Origin of the sequence: Streptomyces sp. R-07 (assembly GCF_049913175.1) — a bacterium.
GTDB lineage: Bacteria > Actinomycetota > Actinomycetes > Streptomycetales > Streptomycetaceae > Streptomyces.
Window position 1 is genome coordinate 2,744,695 of record NZ_CP183978.1, and the last position, 14,299, is coordinate 2,758,993.

Genomic DNA, 14,299 nt, shown 5'->3' on the forward strand with positions numbered 1-14,299 from the left:
CTTCGAGGTGCCCTGACTGTCTCTACCATCCCCCATTTGGCTCAGGAGAGTGCACTCGGGGTCGCTCATTGGGCCATTCGGCGGCACTCAGTGCCGCCAACCTTCATATCCTGCCCCCTTCGCCCTGGTTCCGGTAGCCCTCCGTGATCTTTCACACGAGGGCGTCCCCTGTGAGCCGATGGGCGAGTGCGGTAAAGCGCCTGCCCGCCGAGACCGTGCGGACCGCCTGGGCGATCGCCCGGCGCGAGCCGACCAGGACGACGAGCTTCCGGGCCCGGGTCACGGCCGTGTAGAGCAGGTTCCGCTGGAGCATCATCCAGGCACTCGTGGTGACCGGAATCACCACGGCCGGGTACTCGCTGCCCTGCGAGCGGTGGATGGTGACCGCGTACGCGTGGGCGAGTTCGTCCAGCTCGTCGAAGTCGTACGGCACCTCCTCGTCCTCGTCCGTCCGCACGGTCAGCCGCTGTTCGACGCCGTCCAGTGCCGTGACGACGCCGACCGTACCGTTGAAGACACCGTTGGCCCCCTTCTCATAGTTGTTCCGAATCTGGGTGACCTTGTCACCGACCCGGAAGACCCGGCCGCCGAACCGCTTCTCCGGCAGGTCGGGGCGGGCCGGGGTGATCGCCTGCTGGAGCAGGCCGTTGAGCGAGCCCGCGCCCGCCGGGCCCCGGTGCATCGGGGCGAGGACCTGGACGTCCCGGCGCGGGTCGAGACCGAACTTGGCCGGAATCCGCCGGGCCGCGACCTCCACGGCGACCCGGGCGGCGTCCTCCGTCTCCTCCTCGACGAACAGGAAGAAGTCCGGCAGACCCTGCGTCAGGGGCAGGGTGCCGGCGTTGATCCGGTGCGCGTTGGTGACCACCCCGGACTGCTGGGCCTGCCGGAAGATCCGGGTCAGCCGCACCGCCGGTACGGGGCTGCCGGGGGCCAGCAGATCGCCGAGGACCTCGCCCGCGCCCACCGACGGCAGCTGGTCGACATCCCCCACGAGCAGCAGATGGGCACCCGGTGCCACCGCCTTGACCAGCTTGTTCGCGAGCAGCAGGTCGAGCATGGAGGCCTCGTCGACGACGATCAGATCGGCGTCGAGCGGCCGGTCCCGGTCGTAGGCCGCGTCCCCGCCCGGCTTCAGCTCCAGGAGCCGGTGCACGGTGGAGGCCTCGGCGCCGGTCAGCTCGGCGAGCCGCTTCGCGGCCCGGCCGGTGGGGGCGGCGAGGACCACCTTGGCCTTCTTGGCGCGGGCCAGCTCCACGATGGAGCGGACCGTGAAGGACTTGCCGCAGCCGGGGCCGCCGGTGAGGACGGCGACCTTGCGGGTGAGGGCGAGCCGTACGGCGTCCTCCTGCTCGGGCGCCAGGGAGGCCCCGGTCCGGTCGGCGAGCCAGGCCAGCGCCCTGTCCCAGGCCACGTCCCGGAAGGCCGGCATCCGGTCCTCCTCGGCCCGCAGGAGCCGCCGGAGCTGCCCGGAGAGCGACAGCTCGGCCCGGTGGAAGGGGATCAGGTACACGGCGGTGACCGGTGTCCCCTCGGGCCCGGGCACGGTCTCCCGTACGACCCCCTCGGGATCCCCGGCGAGCTCGGCGAGGCACTCGATGACGAGCCCCGTGTCCACCTGGAGCAGCTTCACGGCGTCCGCGATGAGCCGCTCCTCGGGAAGGAAGCAGTGCCCCTGGTCGCTGGACTGCGACAGCGCGTACTGCAGACCGGCCTTCACCCGGTCGGGGCTGTCGTGCGGGATGCCGACGGACTGGGCGATCTTGTCGGCGGTGAGGAAGCCGATGCCCCACACGTCGGCGGCGAGCCGATAGGGCTGGTTCCGCACGACGGAGATGGAAGCGTCCCCGTACTTCTTGTAGATCCGAACGGCGATCGAGGTCGACACCCCCACGCCCTGGAGGAAGACCATCACCTCCTTGATCGCCTTCTGCTCCTCCCAGGCGGCCGTGATGTTCTTCGTCCGCTTGGGGCCGAGCCCCGGGACCTCGATCAGGCGCGCGGGGGCCTCTTCGAGGATGTCGAGGGTGTCGAGCCCGAAGTGCGTCGTGATGCGGTCGGCGAAGACCGGGCCGATGCCCTTGACGAGCCCGGACCCGAGGTAGCGCCGGATGCCCTGAATGGTGGCCGGAAGAACGGTCGTGTAGTTGTCGACGGTGAACTGCTTCCCGTACTGCGGATGCGAGCCCCAGCGCCCCTCCATCCGCAACGACTCCCCCGGCTGCGCACCGAGCAACGCCCCGACGACGGTGAGCAGGTCCCCGGCCCCCCGCCCGGTGTCGACCCGCGCGACGGTGTACCCGCTCTCCTCGTTGGCGTAGGTGATCCGCTCCAGAACCCCTTCGAGCACTGCCGGCCCGCGACCCTCGTTGGACATGCACCGACCGTAGCGAAGGGCTCGGACAGACGGGGCGGGCCCTGTGGAAAGATCCCCGCCCGGGACGATCACGCACCTCGCTCCGCGAGACGCTGGAACCGCGCGGCGGGCGTCGTGGACCTCCTTCTCTGTGCCACGGCCGTCCACCACGGCCTGACCCTCCTGCACAGGGACGACGACTTCGCCACGGTCGCCCGCGTCCTCAAGGAGGTCGAGCAGCAGGACGTGCGGCGCCCGGGCGGGTGACCGCTCACCCGCCCCACGTTTCGTCACACCGCCAGGAACGCCTCCAGCGTCTCCTCCAGGACCTGCACGCCGTCCCTCGCCCACAGGTCGTCGTTGAAGAGTTCCACCTCGACCGGGCCCGTGTAGCCGGCCTTCTCCACCAGGGCGGCCCAGGCGCCCAGGTCGATCGCGCCCGTGCCCAGTTGGCCCCGGCCGTTGAGGACTCCGGCCGGGAGGGGGGTCGTCCAGTCGGCGAGCTGGAAGGAGTGGATGCGGCCGGCCGCGCCCGCGCGGTCCACCGCCGCCGGGGCCCGGTCGTCCCACCAGAGGTGGTACGTGTCGACCGTGACGCCGACCTGGGAGGCGGGGAAGTGCTCCGCGATCTCCAGGGCCTGGTCCAGCGTCGAGACCGCGCAGCGGTCCGAGGCGTACATCGGGTGCAGGGGCTCGATCGCCAGGCGGACGCCCCGCTCTCCCGCGTACGGGGCGAGTTCGCCGATCGCCTCGGTGATGCGGGCCCGCGCGGACGGCAGGTCGGGGCAGGCCGGTGTCAGGCCGCCGGAGACCAGGACGAGCGTGTCGGTGCCGAGCGTCACCGCCTCGTCGATCGCCGCGCGGTTGGCCGCCTCCCAGCCGTCCGAGGTGAAGAAGCCGCCCCGGCAGAGGGTGGTGACGGCGAGGCCCGCGTCCCGCACGAGGTCGGCCGCCGCCTCCACCCCGTACTCCTGGACCGGTTCGCGCCACAGGCCGACGCCCGGGATCCCGAGCCGGACGCACTCCCGTACGAGGTCGGGCAGGGGGAGCTGCTTCACCGTCATCTGGTTGATGCCGAAGCGGTCGGGGTTCATCGCGGGACTCCGTACACGGTGAGGAGCGAGCGCATCCGGGACTCGGCGAGCGCCGGGTCCGGGAACAGGCCCAGGCCGTCGGCGAGTTCGTAGGCGCGGGCGAGGTGCGGCAGCGAGCGGGCGGACTGCAGGCCGCCGACCATCGCGAAGTGGTCCTGGTGGCCGGCCAGCCAGGCGAGGAACACCACGCCCGTCTTGTAGAAACGGGTGGGGGTCCGGAAGAGGTGCCGGGAGAGCGCGACCGTCGGGTCGAGCGTCTTGCGGAAGCCCTCCACGTCGCCGGTGTCGAGGATCCGGACCGCCTCGGCCGCCAGCGGGCCCAGCGGGTCGAAGATGCCGAGGAGGGCGTGGCTGAAGCCCTGTTCGTCGCCCGCGATCAGCTCCGGGTAGTGGAAGTCGTCGCCCGTGTAGCAGCGGACGCCCTCCGGGAGGCGGCGGCGCAGCTCGACCTCGCGCCGGGCGTCGAGGAGGGAGACCTTGATGCCGTCGACCTTGTCGGGGTGGGCGGTGATCACGTCGAGGAAGGTCTCGGTCGCCGCGTCGAGGTCCGACGAGCCCCAGTAGCCGTCGAGTGCCGGGTCGAACATCGGGCCGAGCCAGTGAAGGATCACCGGCTCGCTCGCCTGCCGGAGGAGGTGCCCGTACAGGTCGAGGTAGTCGTCCGGGCCGGTCGCGGCGGCGGCGAGGGCGCGGGAGGCCATGAGGATGGTCTGCGCGCCCGACTCCTCGACGACCGCGAGCTGTTCCTCGTACGCCGCGCGGATATCCGGCAGGCCGGCGGGGCCGGTCAGCTGGTCGGTGCCCACGCCGCAGGCGATGCGGCCGCCCACGCCGTGCGCCTCGGCCGCCGACCGGCGGATCAGCTCCGCCGCGCCCGCCCAGTCGAGGCCCATCCCGCGCTGGGCGGTGTCCATGGCCTCGGCGACCCCGAGGCCGTGGGACCAGAGGTGGCGGCGGAAGGCGAGGGTGGCGTCCCAGTCGACGACGGCCGGGGAGTCGGGGGTGGTGTCGGCGTACGGGTCGGCGACGACGTGCGCGGCGGAGAAGACCGTACGGGAGGTGGGTGGGCCGGCCGGGGAGAGCGCGAGCGGTTCGGTGCGGGGGGTGTACGCGCGCGTGGAGCCGTCCGGAAGCGGCAGGCGGATCGTCACAGGGTGACCTCCGGGACGTCGAGGCGGCGGCCCTCGGCGGCGGACCTCAGGCCCAGTTCGGCGAGCTGGACGCCGCGGGCGCCGGCGAGGAGGTCCCAGTGGTAGGGCTCGTCGAGCGCGACGTGCCGGAGGAACAGCTCCCACTGGGCCTTGAAGCCGTTGTCGAACTCGGCGTTGTCGGGGACCTCCTGCCACTGGTCGCGGAAGGACTCGGTGGCCGGGATGTCGGGGTTCCAGACGGGCTTCGGGGTGGCCGAGCGGTGCTGGACGCGGCAGCCGCGCAGGCCGGCGACGGCGGAGCCGTGGGTGCCGTCGACCTGGAACTCGACGAGCTCGTCGCGGTTGACGCGGACCGTCCAGGAGGAGTTGATCTGGGCGATGGCGCCGCCCTCCAGCTGGAAGATGCCGTACGCGGCGTCGTCGGCGGTGGCCTCGTAGGGCTTGCCGTGCTCGTCCCAGCGGCGCGGGACGTGGGTGGCGACCTGGGCGGTGACGGAGGTGACCCGGCCGAAGAGTTCGTGGAGCACGTACTCCCAGTGCGGGAACATGTCGACGACGATGCCGCCGCCGTCCTCCGCGCGGTAGTTCCAGCTGGGGCGCTGGGCGTCCTGCCAGTCGCCCTCGAAGACCCAGTAGCCGAACTCGCCGCGCACGGACAGGATCTCGCCGAAGAAGCCGCCGTCGATGAGCCGCTTCAGCTTGAGCAGGCCGGGGAGGAAGAGCTTGTCCTGGACGACGCCGTGCTTGATGCCCTTCTCCCGGGCCAGGCGGGCGAGTTCGAGGGCGCCGGCGAGGTCGGCGGCGGTGGGCTTCTCCGTGTAGATGTGCTTGCCGGCGGCGATGGCCCTGGTGAGCGCGTCGACGCGGGCGGAGGTGACCTGGGCGTCGAAGTAGATGTCGACGGTGTCGTCGGCGAGGACGGCGTCGAGGTCGGTGGACCACTCGGTGAGGCCGTGGCGCTCGGCGAGGGCGCGCAGGGCGTGCTCGCGGCGGCCGACGAGGACGGGTTCGGGCCAGAGGGTCTCGCCGTTGCCGAGGTCGAGGCCGCCCTGTTCGCGCAGGGCGAGGATCGAGCGGACGAGGTGCTGGCGGTGGCCCATGCGCCCGGTGACGCCGTTCATGGCGATGCGGACTGTCCTGCGTGTCACGAAAGGTTCCTCTCCGCGGTGCTCCGCGCCCTCGATCCAGTGAGATAGAAAGCGCTTTCCATCGACGATGACGCTAGCCTGCCGACATCGCCGCCGACAAGGGCCCTGGAGGTACGCACACGATGACCGTCACCCTGGCGGACGTGGCCGCCCGCGCACGGGTCTCCCCCGCCACCGTCTCCCGCGTCCTGAACGGCAACTACCCGGTCGCCGCCTCCACCCGCGAACGGGTGCTGCGGGCCGTGGACGAACTGGACTACGTCCTCAACGGCCCCGCGAGCTCCCTCGCCGCCGCCACCTCCGACCTCGTCGGCGTCCTCGTCAACGACATCGCCGATCCGTTCTTCGGGATCATGGCGAGCGCGGCGCAGGGCGCGATCGGGGAGAGCGCGACGGGGCGCGGCGGCGGCGAGAAGCTCGCCGTCGTCTGCAACACCGGCGGCTCCCCCGAGCGCGAACTGACCTACCTCACCCTGCTCCAGCGGCAACGGGCCGCCGCCGTGATCCTCATGGGCGGCTCCCTGGAGGACCCGGAGCACCTCGCGGCGACGGCCGGCAAGCTGACCAAGCTCGCGGAGGCGGGGACCCGGGTCGTGCTGTGCGGGCGGCCCCCGGTGCCGGGCGACGCCAGCGCGGCGGCGCTCGTCTTCGACAACCGCACCGGCGCGCGGCACCTCACCGAGCACCTGCTCGGGCTCGGCCACCGGCGGATCGGTTACGTGGCGGGGCCGGCCGACCGCACCACCACCCGGCACCGCCTGGAGGGCCACCGGGAGGCGCTCGCGGCGGCCGGGGTCGCCGAGGGCCCGACGGTCCACGGGCCGTACGACCGCGGCTCCGGCCACGAGGCGACGGCCGAGCTCCTCGCCCGCGACCCGCACCTCACGGCGGTCGTCGCGGCCAACGACACGGTGGCGCTCGGTGTCTGCGCGGCCCTGCGCGAGCGGGGCCTGTCCATCCCCGGCGACGTGTCGGTCGCGGGCTTCGACGACCTCCCGTTCTCGGTGGACGCGGTCCCGTCCCTGACGACCGTCCGCCTCCCGCTCCACGACGCGGGAGCCCGGGCGGGCCGCCTGGCCGTCGGCGCGGAGGAGCCTCCGGCGGGCGGCGAGGAGACGGTCCCGGGGGAGCTGGTGGTACGGGGGTCGACGGCGGCGCCGCGCGGGCAGCTGACGCTACGGTGAGATGTCTGCGTACGGAGGTCCCGGATGACCCTCATGGATACGCCCGGCGCCAGCGCGATCCCTCCGTACGTGATCATCGACCCGTCGGACGACACGTGCACCGTCCACAGCGACCCCATCCGGACCTGCACCTACGCCGAGCAGAGGATGCTCACCTTCGGCGAGGACCTCGTCCTGTCCCTCGAAGGGCGGGAGACCGTCGTCAGGAGGGACGGCTTCCCGGGGTCCGCGAGCCGATCTACACCTCCGGCGTCAGGCCCGTCGCCGCCAGGACCGCGTCCACCGTCTCCTCGACCGTCTGGTCCGCGTTGTCGATCCAGACGCCCTCGCCCGAGAGTTCGGCACGCATGGCCTCGTCCAGGAAGGCCCAGTTCGTCGTGAGCTTCTTGTGGCGGGCGTTGTTGCGTTCCCAGGCCTTGTCCGGGCCCGGGGCCAGGATCACCACGTGGAGCGGGACCGTCTTCGCGTGGGCGCGGTAGAAGTCCAGGTGGGAGCGGCGTACGACCACGTCGTCGAGGACCGGCAGGAAGCCCGCCGAGGCGAAGCTGCCGGCGAGCAGGCAGCCGTTGCGGGCGCGCAGCAGGATCTGGCGGTCCGCCTCCGGGTCGCCGTCCGGGGTCGGCCAGTGGCAGCCCTGGACGATCAGCTCCTGGAGGTGGTCGACCTCGATGTGCGCGGCGCGGGCGAAACGGGCCGCGAGGGCCGCCGCGACGGTGGACTTGCCGCTCCCGGGGATCCCCGCCAACAGGACGGTGCCGGGGGCGGGTTCGACGCTGTCGACGGTGACGTTCTCGAAGGTCATGCGGGGCCGTGCCTCTCAGCGCCGTACGGTCACAAGGACCTGACACAGTAGCCCGGCTCCCCCGGGGAGTCGATCATGTATTCGGCGTGCAGGAGGTAGTCGTCCGGGCCGCAGGACGGCTCGTCCGCGACTCGGTACTCGGCCTGGGGCGAGCCGCAGTCCACCTTCAGGAGCTCCTGGTCGGGCCAGTCGGCGGTGTTGTCGACGCAGTCGCCGACGGAGAGCCCGACCCGCGCGTCACCGTCGGGGCCCGCGAGCAGCCCGATGAGGACGAGCGTCGGGATCGCGGCCGCGAGGAGCGCGAGCGGGGTGAGCACCAGCATGGCGGGGGCGCGGCGCAGCACCCGCCGGCCCGGGTTCAGCGGCGGCCGCACGGCACCGTACGGCTCGGGCAGGCGGCGGAAGGCGGCGCGGGCGCCGGAGACGTTGCCGAGCACGACGAACGGCGTGACGAACAGCGAGAAGAGGCCCCACCAGCCGGTCACCAGGGTGTCGGAGGTCATCTGCCGGTAGACGGCCAGGCCGCAGGTGCGGCAGAAGACGCCGCGCCGGGTGACCGTGCGCATGATGACGACCATGCCCTGGTGCGCGCGCACGGTCGCCGCCACGGCGGGCTGCGCGCCGCACACCTCGCACCCCTGCGGGTGCCCGTACGACTGCGGCTGCCCGTACGGCCCCTGCGCCTGCCCGTACGGCTGCGGCTGCGGCGCGTACGGCTGATGCGGAGGCCCGTACGACTGTGGCTGTGACTGCGGCGGCTGCGGAGGCCCGTAAGGCTGTGGCTGTGACTGCGGCGGCTGCGGATGGGTCATGGTGTCGCTCCCCCGTTCGGCGTCGGCACCAGCACCCTAGCCTCCGGCTCCCGAACGGCCTTCCTCCGCAAGGAGGTCAGCGCCACTCCCCCCACGAGCAGCACGGCCGCGCACCAGCGGAGCGGGCTCACGCCCTCCCCCAGGAACAGCGCCGCCGAGGACATGCCGAAGACGGGGACGAGGAGGGAGAAGGGGGCGACGGAGGAGGCGGGGTGGCGGCGGAGGAGCCAGCCCCAGGCGCCGAAGCCGAAGACGGTCGTGATCCAGGCGACGTAGACGATGACGCCGGCGCCCGTCCAGTCGAGCCCGCGCAGGGCCGCGAGGTCCCGCTCCGGGCCCTCCAGGAGCAGGGAGAGGGCGAGCAGCGGCAGGACCGGCACCGTACTGACCCAGACCATGAAGTTGAGCGCGTCGGGCGGGGCGGCCTTGCGGGTCAGGACGTTGGAGACGCCCCAGCAGGCCGCCGCGGCGATCACCAGGGCGAAGCCGGTCGCGGAGCCCGCCGCGCCCTCGTCGACGGCGGCGACACCGATGCCGGCGAGGGCGACCGCCATCCCGGCGAGCTGGAGCCGTCCGGGGCGCTCACCGAGGGCGGCGAAGGCGAAGAGGGCGGTGAAGACGGCCTGGACCTGGAGGACGAGGGAGGAGAGTCCGGCGGGGGCGCCGAGGTCCATGCCGGTGAAGAGCAGTCCGAACTTGGCGACGCCGAGGACGAGTCCGACGCCCACGATCCACTTCCAGGCGACCTTGGGGCGGCCGACGAGGAACACCGCGGGCAGGGCCGCGACGAGGAAGCGGAGGGCGGAGAAGAGCAGCGGCGGGAAGTGGTCGAGGCCGATCTCGATGACGACGAAGTTGACGCCCCAGACGGCGGCGACCAGGGCGGCGAGGGCGAGGTGGGCAGGGGCGAGTCGGCCCGGGCCGGAACCGGCCGGAGCCACACGTGAGGAGCGCATGCCGTCGAGCATGGCCGCCGCCGACCGTGTAGCACCAGCACGGGTTCCTTCATGGTGGGATGAAGCATCCCTACATCCAGGAGCCGCACATGCTGGATCTCGGCCGCCTTCGCGCCCTGCACGCCGTCGCCGTCCACGGCAGCGTCGGCGCCGCCGCCACCGCCCTCGGATACACCCCGTCCGCGGTCTCGCAGCAGATCGCGAAGCTGGAGCGGGAGACCCGTACGCCCCTGCTCGAACGCAGCGGGCGCGGCATCCGGCTCACCGACGACGCCCATCACCTCGCCGCCACGGCACAGCAGTTGCTGGCGATCGTCGAGGAGGCGGAGGTACGGCTCGAGGAGCGCCGCGGCCGGCCCGCGGGGCGGCTCGCCATCGGCTGCTTCGCCAGTGCGGCGCGCGGTCTGATGCCCCGGGTGCTCGCCGAGCTGGCCCGGCTCCACCCCGAGCTCGACGCCCGCCTCTCGGAGCTGGACCCGCACCTCTCGATCGACCTGGTGGCGCGGGGCGTGATCGACCTGGCGGTGGCGCACGACTGGGACATCGCGCCGCTGCCGACGCCGCCGGGGGTCGAGCAGGTGGTCATCGGCGACGACCTGTGCGACATCCTCGTCCACCGGGACCATCCGCTCGCGGCGCGGGAGTCGGTGCGCCGGGAGGAGCTGGCGGCGGAGCGGTGGATCGCGCAGCCGCCGGGGACGGTCTGCCACGACTGGCTCACGCGGACTCTGCGGGCGACGGGGTACGAGCCGCTGATCGTCCATCAGGCGGAGGAGAACCACACGCAGGTGGCCCTGGTGGCGGCCGGCCTGGGCATCGCCCTGGTCCCGCGCCTCGGCCGCGGGGCGCTGCCGCCGGAGGTGGCGCCGGTGCGACTGGACCCGATGCCGACGCGCCGGCTGCACGCCATGTGGCGGACGGGTGCGGCGCGGCGCCCGGCGATCCGGGAGACGGTCCGTACGCTCCAGGAGCTCTGGCCCACGATCGCCTCGGCGGAGTGATCGGGGGCCGATGGTTCCGATTCCTGCGCGGGTCCTTGACCTGGCAGTTACTTTCGGGCTATCCGTGACTCCTTGGAAGTTTCCTTCAACCTTGCACGGCCGGAAGGAGCATCAGTGCACCACCGCGCCCCCGCCCCCTCCCGACGCACCCTCCTCACGGTGACCGCCGCAGCCGCCGCGGCGGCCGTCACCGGCGTCACCGCCCCCGCGGCCCACGCGGCCCAGGCCGAGACGAACGACCTCAAGCTCCAGCGGATCATCGACCGGATGTCCCTGGAGGAGAAGGTCGGCCAGCTCTTCGTGATGCGGGTCTACGGCCACTCCGCCACCGCCCCCGACCAGGCCGACATCGACGCCAACCTCGCGGAGATCGGCGTCCGCACGGCCGCCGAACTGGTCGAGCGCTACCACGTGGGCGGGGTCATCTACTTCTCGTGGGCCCACAACACCCGCGACCCGCAGCAGATCGCCGCGCTCTCCAACGGCATCCAGCAGGCCGCGCTCGCGCAGCCCACCCCGGTCCCGGTGCTCATCTCCACCGACCAGGAGCACGGCATCGTCTGCCGGGTCGGCAAGCCCGCCACCCTGCTGCCCGGGGCGATGGCCCTCGGCGCCGGGGGTTCGCACGCGGACGCCCGCAAGGCCGCGCAGATCGCGGGCGAGGAGCTCGCCGCCGTCGGCATCCGGCAGAACTACGCCCCGGTCGCCGACGTCAACGTCAACCCGGCCAACCCGGTGATCGGGGTCCGCTCCTTCGGCTCCGACCCGCAGGCGGTCGCCGGGCTCGTCGCCGCCCAGGTCAAGGGGTACCAGCGGGCCGGGGTCGCGGCCACGTCCAAGCACTTCCCGGGCCACGGCGACACCGCCGTCGACAGCCACTACGGCCTGCCGACGATCACCCACACCCGGGAGCAGTGGGCCGAGCTCGACGCGCCCCCGTTCCGGTCGGCGATCGCCGCCGGGATCGACTCGATCATGACCGCGCACATCGTGGTCCCCGCGCTCGACCCCAGCGAGGACCCGGCGACGCTCTCCCGGCCCATCCTCACCGGCATCCTGCGCGAACAGCTCGGCTACGACGGCGTGGTGGTCACCGACTCCCTCGGCATGGAGGGCGTACGCACCAAGTACGGGGACGAGCGCGTCCCGGTCCTCGCGCTGAAGGCCGGGGTGGACCAGCTGCTCAACCCGCCCAAGCTCGACGTGGCCTGGAACGCGGTCCTCAAGGCCGTCAAGGACGGCGAGCTGACGGAGGCCCGGCTCGACGAATCGATCCTGCGGATCCTGCGGCTCAAGGCGAAGCTGGGCCTCTTCCGACAGGCGTACGCGACCCGTGCGGGCGTCGAGCGGGTGGTCGGCACCGAGGCCCACCTCGCCCACGCCGACCGGATCGCCGAGGCGACCACGACCCTGCTGCTCAACGAGGACGGCTTCCTGCCGCTGAGCCCCGCCTCGCACGGCTCGGTCCTCGTCGTCGGCGCCGACCCGGCCTCGCCGTCCGGTACGACGGGCCCGCCGACCACGACGCTCGCGACCGCGCTTTCCGAACTGGGCTTCACCGCGACCGCGCTCTCCACCGGGATCACCCCGACCGCCGCGAAGATCGAGGAGGCGGTGGCGGCGGCTGCCGGCAAGGACGTGGTGCTCGTCGGCACGTACAACGTCTCCGCGACCAGCCCGCAGCGCACGCTCGTCGCGCGGCTCGTCGCGACCGGGGTTCCCGTGGTGACGGTCGCGATCCGCAACCCGTACGACGTCGCGCGTCTCGGCGGGCAGCGGGCGAGCCTCGCGGCCTACTCCTGGACCGACGTCGAACTCCGGGCGGCGGTACGGGTCCTGGCCGGCCGGGCCCGGCCGCGGGGCCGGCTGCCGGTCCCGGTCCAGAACGCGGACGACCCGACGACGGTGCTGTACGGGGTGGGGTACGGGCTGTCGTACACACGCTGAGGTCACGCTGTGGGCCGTGTGGGCGGCGGGCCGTTTGGGCGGCGCCCGAACCCACCGGCCCGTGTGGGCAATCGTCCCGCAGGGCGATGGGGGTCCCCCTGCTCGAACGAAGCCGAGAGCTTGGGGGAGGGTGGGCACACGGGACGGCGCCCTCAGCGGCGCCTCCGCTTTACGCGCCTGAACCCGCACCACCAGTGCGCTGTGCACGGGGTGCGGGTTCAGGCCCGGAAGCCTCCGGCGCCGGCAAGGGCGCCGTCCGTTGTGCCCACCCGCTCCGCCCTTGCGGAACGTATGCCCACAACGGGGTGCGGGAGGTTACGGGCGCAGGCCGTGTTCCCGGGTGGTGTCCTCGTCGGCCGCCACATCGAGGCGCGCGTCGAAGCGGGCCAGCGGCTGCGCCGCCTGGACGGCCGGGGCGGAGACGCCGGCCCAGGCCAGGATGCGGGCGGTGGCGGCGTCACGCTCGGCAGGGACGAGCCCGGCGACGTTCGCGCCGTGGTTCATGCCCGGCGCCACGTACACGTAGCTGTCGCGCGTGCCCTTGCCGACGCGGAACTGCTCGGAGCCCCACGGGTCGTTGCCGCCGTAGACGAAGAGCATCTGGTTCGCGTTCTTGCGGACCCAGTCGTCGACGTCCCGCATGGTCTGCGGCTTGAACTTCATGGGGATCTCGCGCGGCACGAAGCTGCTGGCCGGCTGGTAGCCGTAGCGGCTCAGGCCGTTCAGGTGCGGCTGCTTGATGGTGGGCGAGCCGAGCTCGGTCGCCGCCTGGTAGTAGTACGGCGTGTAGTACTCCAGGTCCTGGTCGCTGTAGGCGGACCAGCCGGAGTACGCGTCGATCGTCTCGTAGACGACGTCGTCGCTGGCGGTCGCCGCGTCCGGGATCTGGTCGCAGACGTCCTGGCCGTAGTACTGCCAGAAGCCCCACACGAAGTCGAGGACGACGGCCTCGTACGCCTTGTCGAGCGAGCCGACCGTGTTGAAGGTGGCGCCGTTCTCCTTGGCCCACGCCTCGTACTTCTTCTCCAGCGGCTCGCGGCGGACGAGCGCCTCGCGCTGCATGTTGTTCAGGCGGTCGCGGCAGTCCTTCGTGCCGACGGTCTCGAAGAACCGGTCGTAGGCCGAGTCCTCCTTGTTGACCACGTCGTTCGGCGCCACGTACGCGACGACGCCGTCCATGTCGCGCGGGTAGAAGCGCTCGTAGTACGTGGCGGTCATGCCGCCCTTGGAGGCGCCGGTGGACAGCCACTTCTGGCCGTAGACCGACTTCAGCGCCGCGTAGATGCGGTGCTGGTCGCTGGCCGCCTGCCAGATGTCCAGCTTCGACCAGTCGGCGGGCTGCGGGCGCGACGGCGTGAAGAAGCGGTACTCCATGGAGACCTGGTTGCCGTCGATGATCCGCGTCGGCTCGGTCCGGCTCGGCGTGGTGCTGAGCCCGTAGCCGCTGGTGCGGAAGACGGTGGGGCGGCTCGTGTCCTTGTGGAGGATCGAGATCCGCTGCTTGAACGTGCCCGCCCACGGGCGGTGGTGGTCGATCGGCTGGACGTACTCCAGGACGAAGTAGCGGTAGCCGGCGTACGGCTTCTCCTCGATCAGACTCATCCCGGGGATCGCCAGGATGCGGTCCTTGATGTCGGTGCTCGTGCTCTGCGAGTCGACGACGGTCGCGCTGCCGGTCTCCGTGTCCGCGGCGGTAGCCACACCGGTCGACCCGACGGTGCCTATGAGCACCGAAAGCGACAGCGCCCATCTCAGCGACTTGCGCATTCACCCTCCCCTTGGTTCACAACGGTGTCGCGAACCTAGCGGGGACAACGTGGGGACCGCCAGACCCAGTTGATCCTTACC

12 protein-coding genes and 1 pseudogene are annotated in these 14,299 nt (G+C 72.4%); 5 read left to right on the plus strand and 8 right to left on the minus strand.

The features are described 5' to 3' along the window. Positions 1-151 precede the first annotated feature (151 nt). A complete protein-coding gene (gene recD2, locus ACN9M0_RS12350) occupies positions 152-2,377 on the minus strand; it encodes an SF1B family DNA helicase RecD2 (RefSeq protein WP_366035668.1) in 2,226 nt (741 codons plus the stop codon). A 75-nt stretch (positions 2,378-2,452) separates the two neighbouring features. Between recD2 and ACN9M0_RS12355 the strand changes: the two are divergent. After that, positions 2,453-2,623: pseudogene (locus ACN9M0_RS12355) on the plus strand (PIN domain-containing protein); the annotation flags it as partial. A 23-nt stretch (positions 2,624-2,646) separates the two neighbouring features. Here the strand turns inward: ACN9M0_RS12355 and ACN9M0_RS12360 are convergent. From ACN9M0_RS12360 to ACN9M0_RS12370, 3 genes are read right to left on the minus strand one after another with little or no spacing between them, the layout of a single operon-like run. Then, a complete protein-coding gene (locus tag ACN9M0_RS12360; RefSeq protein ID WP_399699088.1) occupies positions 2,647-3,450 on the minus strand; it encodes a sugar phosphate isomerase/epimerase family protein in 804 nt (267 codons plus the stop codon). Then, positions 3,447-4,601, minus strand: coding sequence for a dihydrodipicolinate synthase family protein (locus ACN9M0_RS12365; protein ID WP_399699090.1), 1,155 nt, complete (start codon positions 4,599-4,601; stop codon positions 3,447-3,449). The genes ACN9M0_RS12360 and ACN9M0_RS12365 overlap by 4 nt, the downstream gene beginning before the upstream one ends. Then, on the minus strand, positions 4,598-5,749 hold the full coding sequence (locus ACN9M0_RS12370) for a Gfo/Idh/MocA family protein (RefSeq protein ID WP_366035665.1): 1,152 nt from the start codon (positions 5,747-5,749) through the stop codon (positions 4,598-4,600). Before ACN9M0_RS12370 ends, ACN9M0_RS12365 begins: the two co-directional genes overlap by 4 nt. Before the next feature lie 122 nt (positions 5,750-5,871). Here ACN9M0_RS12370 and ACN9M0_RS12375 point away from each other — a divergent pair, with 122 nt between their 5' ends. Beyond that, positions 5,872-6,933: a LacI family DNA-binding transcriptional regulator gene (locus tag ACN9M0_RS12375; protein WP_366035664.1), complete on the plus strand. Its 1,062-nt coding sequence runs from the start codon at positions 5,872-5,874 to the stop codon at positions 6,931-6,933. Positions 6,934-7,171: 238 nt separating this feature from the next. On the opposite strand, the gene ACN9M0_RS12380 is transcribed toward ACN9M0_RS12375, so the two are convergent. Together ACN9M0_RS12380 and ACN9M0_RS12385 are read right to left on the minus strand one after the other, a co-directional pair. After that, entirely contained in the window at positions 7,172-7,735 is a 564-nt protein-coding gene (locus ACN9M0_RS12380; protein ID WP_366035663.1) for an AAA family ATPase, read from the minus strand. A gap of 29 nt (positions 7,736-7,764) precedes the next feature. After that, the gene (locus ACN9M0_RS12385; RefSeq protein ID WP_366035662.1) at positions 7,765-8,301 is read right to left on the minus strand and encodes an LppU/SCO3897 family protein; all 537 of its coding nucleotides are present in this window, start codon (positions 8,299-8,301) and stop codon (positions 7,765-7,767) included. Between the two features lie 18 nt (positions 8,302-8,319). On the opposite strand from ACN9M0_RS12385, the gene ACN9M0_RS12390 reads away from it, so the two are divergent. Beyond that, complete coding sequence (locus tag ACN9M0_RS12390; RefSeq protein WP_366035661.1) at positions 8,320-8,484, plus strand: hypothetical protein; 165 nt, start codon at positions 8,320-8,322, stop codon at positions 8,482-8,484. A gap of 59 nt (positions 8,485-8,543) precedes the next feature. Here ACN9M0_RS12390 and ACN9M0_RS12395 read toward each other — a convergent pair whose 3' ends face one another. Continuing rightward, positions 8,544-9,503 carry an EamA family transporter gene (locus ACN9M0_RS12395; protein WP_366035660.1) on the minus strand — a complete coding sequence of 320 codons (960 nt, stop codon included), beginning with the start codon at positions 9,501-9,503 and terminating at the stop codon, positions 8,544-8,546. An 89-nt stretch (positions 9,504-9,592) separates the two neighbouring features. On the opposite strand from ACN9M0_RS12395, the gene ACN9M0_RS12400 reads away from it, so the two are divergent. Both ACN9M0_RS12400 and ACN9M0_RS12405 read left to right on the plus strand, forming a co-directional pair. Beyond that, complete coding sequence (locus tag ACN9M0_RS12400; RefSeq protein WP_399699095.1) at positions 9,593-10,504, plus strand: LysR family transcriptional regulator; 912 nt, start codon at positions 9,593-9,595, stop codon at positions 10,502-10,504. 114 nt (positions 10,505-10,618) lie between these two features. Beyond that, on the plus strand, positions 10,619-12,451 hold the full coding sequence (locus ACN9M0_RS12405; protein WP_366035658.1) for a glycoside hydrolase family 3 protein: 1,833 nt from the start codon (positions 10,619-10,621) through the stop codon (positions 12,449-12,451). Between the two features lie 315 nt (positions 12,452-12,766). Here ACN9M0_RS12405 and ACN9M0_RS12410 read toward each other — a convergent pair whose 3' ends face one another. Next, on the minus strand, positions 12,767-14,218 hold the full coding sequence (locus ACN9M0_RS12410; protein ID WP_366036784.1) for an aminopeptidase: 1,452 nt from the start codon (positions 14,216-14,218) through the stop codon (positions 12,767-12,769). Positions 14,219-14,299: the final 81 nt, after the last annotated feature.

Excerpts from the sequence above, each read along its gene's own strand:
- ACN9M0_RS12375 (WP_366035664.1), top strand. The coding sequence starts at position 5,872 with ATGACCGTCACCCTGGCGGACGTGGCCGCCCGCGCACGGGTCTCCCCC.
- ACN9M0_RS12380 (WP_366035663.1), bottom strand. The coding sequence starts at position 7,735 with ATGACCTTCGAGAACGTCACCGTCGACAGCGTCGAACCCGCCCCCGGC.
- ACN9M0_RS12385 (WP_366035662.1), bottom strand. The coding sequence starts at position 8,301 with ATGCGCACGGTCACCCGGCGCGGCGTCTTCTGCCGCACCTGCGGCCTG.
- ACN9M0_RS12410 (WP_366036784.1), bottom strand. The coding sequence starts at position 14,218 with ATGCGCAAGTCGCTGAGATGGGCGCTGTCGCTTTCGGTGCTCATAGGC.
- ACN9M0_RS12395 (WP_366035660.1), bottom strand. The coding sequence starts at position 9,503 with ATGCGCTCCTCACGTGTGGCTCCGGCCGGTTCCGGCCCGGGCCGACTC.
- ACN9M0_RS12400 (WP_399699095.1), top strand. The coding sequence starts at position 9,593 with ATGCTGGATCTCGGCCGCCTTCGCGCCCTGCACGCCGTCGCCGTCCAC.
- recD2 (WP_366035668.1), bottom strand. The coding sequence starts at position 2,377 with ATGTCCAACGAGGGTCGCGGGCCGGCAGTGCTCGAAGGGGTTCTGGAG.
- ACN9M0_RS12360 (WP_399699088.1), bottom strand. The coding sequence starts at position 3,450 with ATGAACCCCGACCGCTTCGGCATCAACCAGATGACGGTGAAGCAGCTC.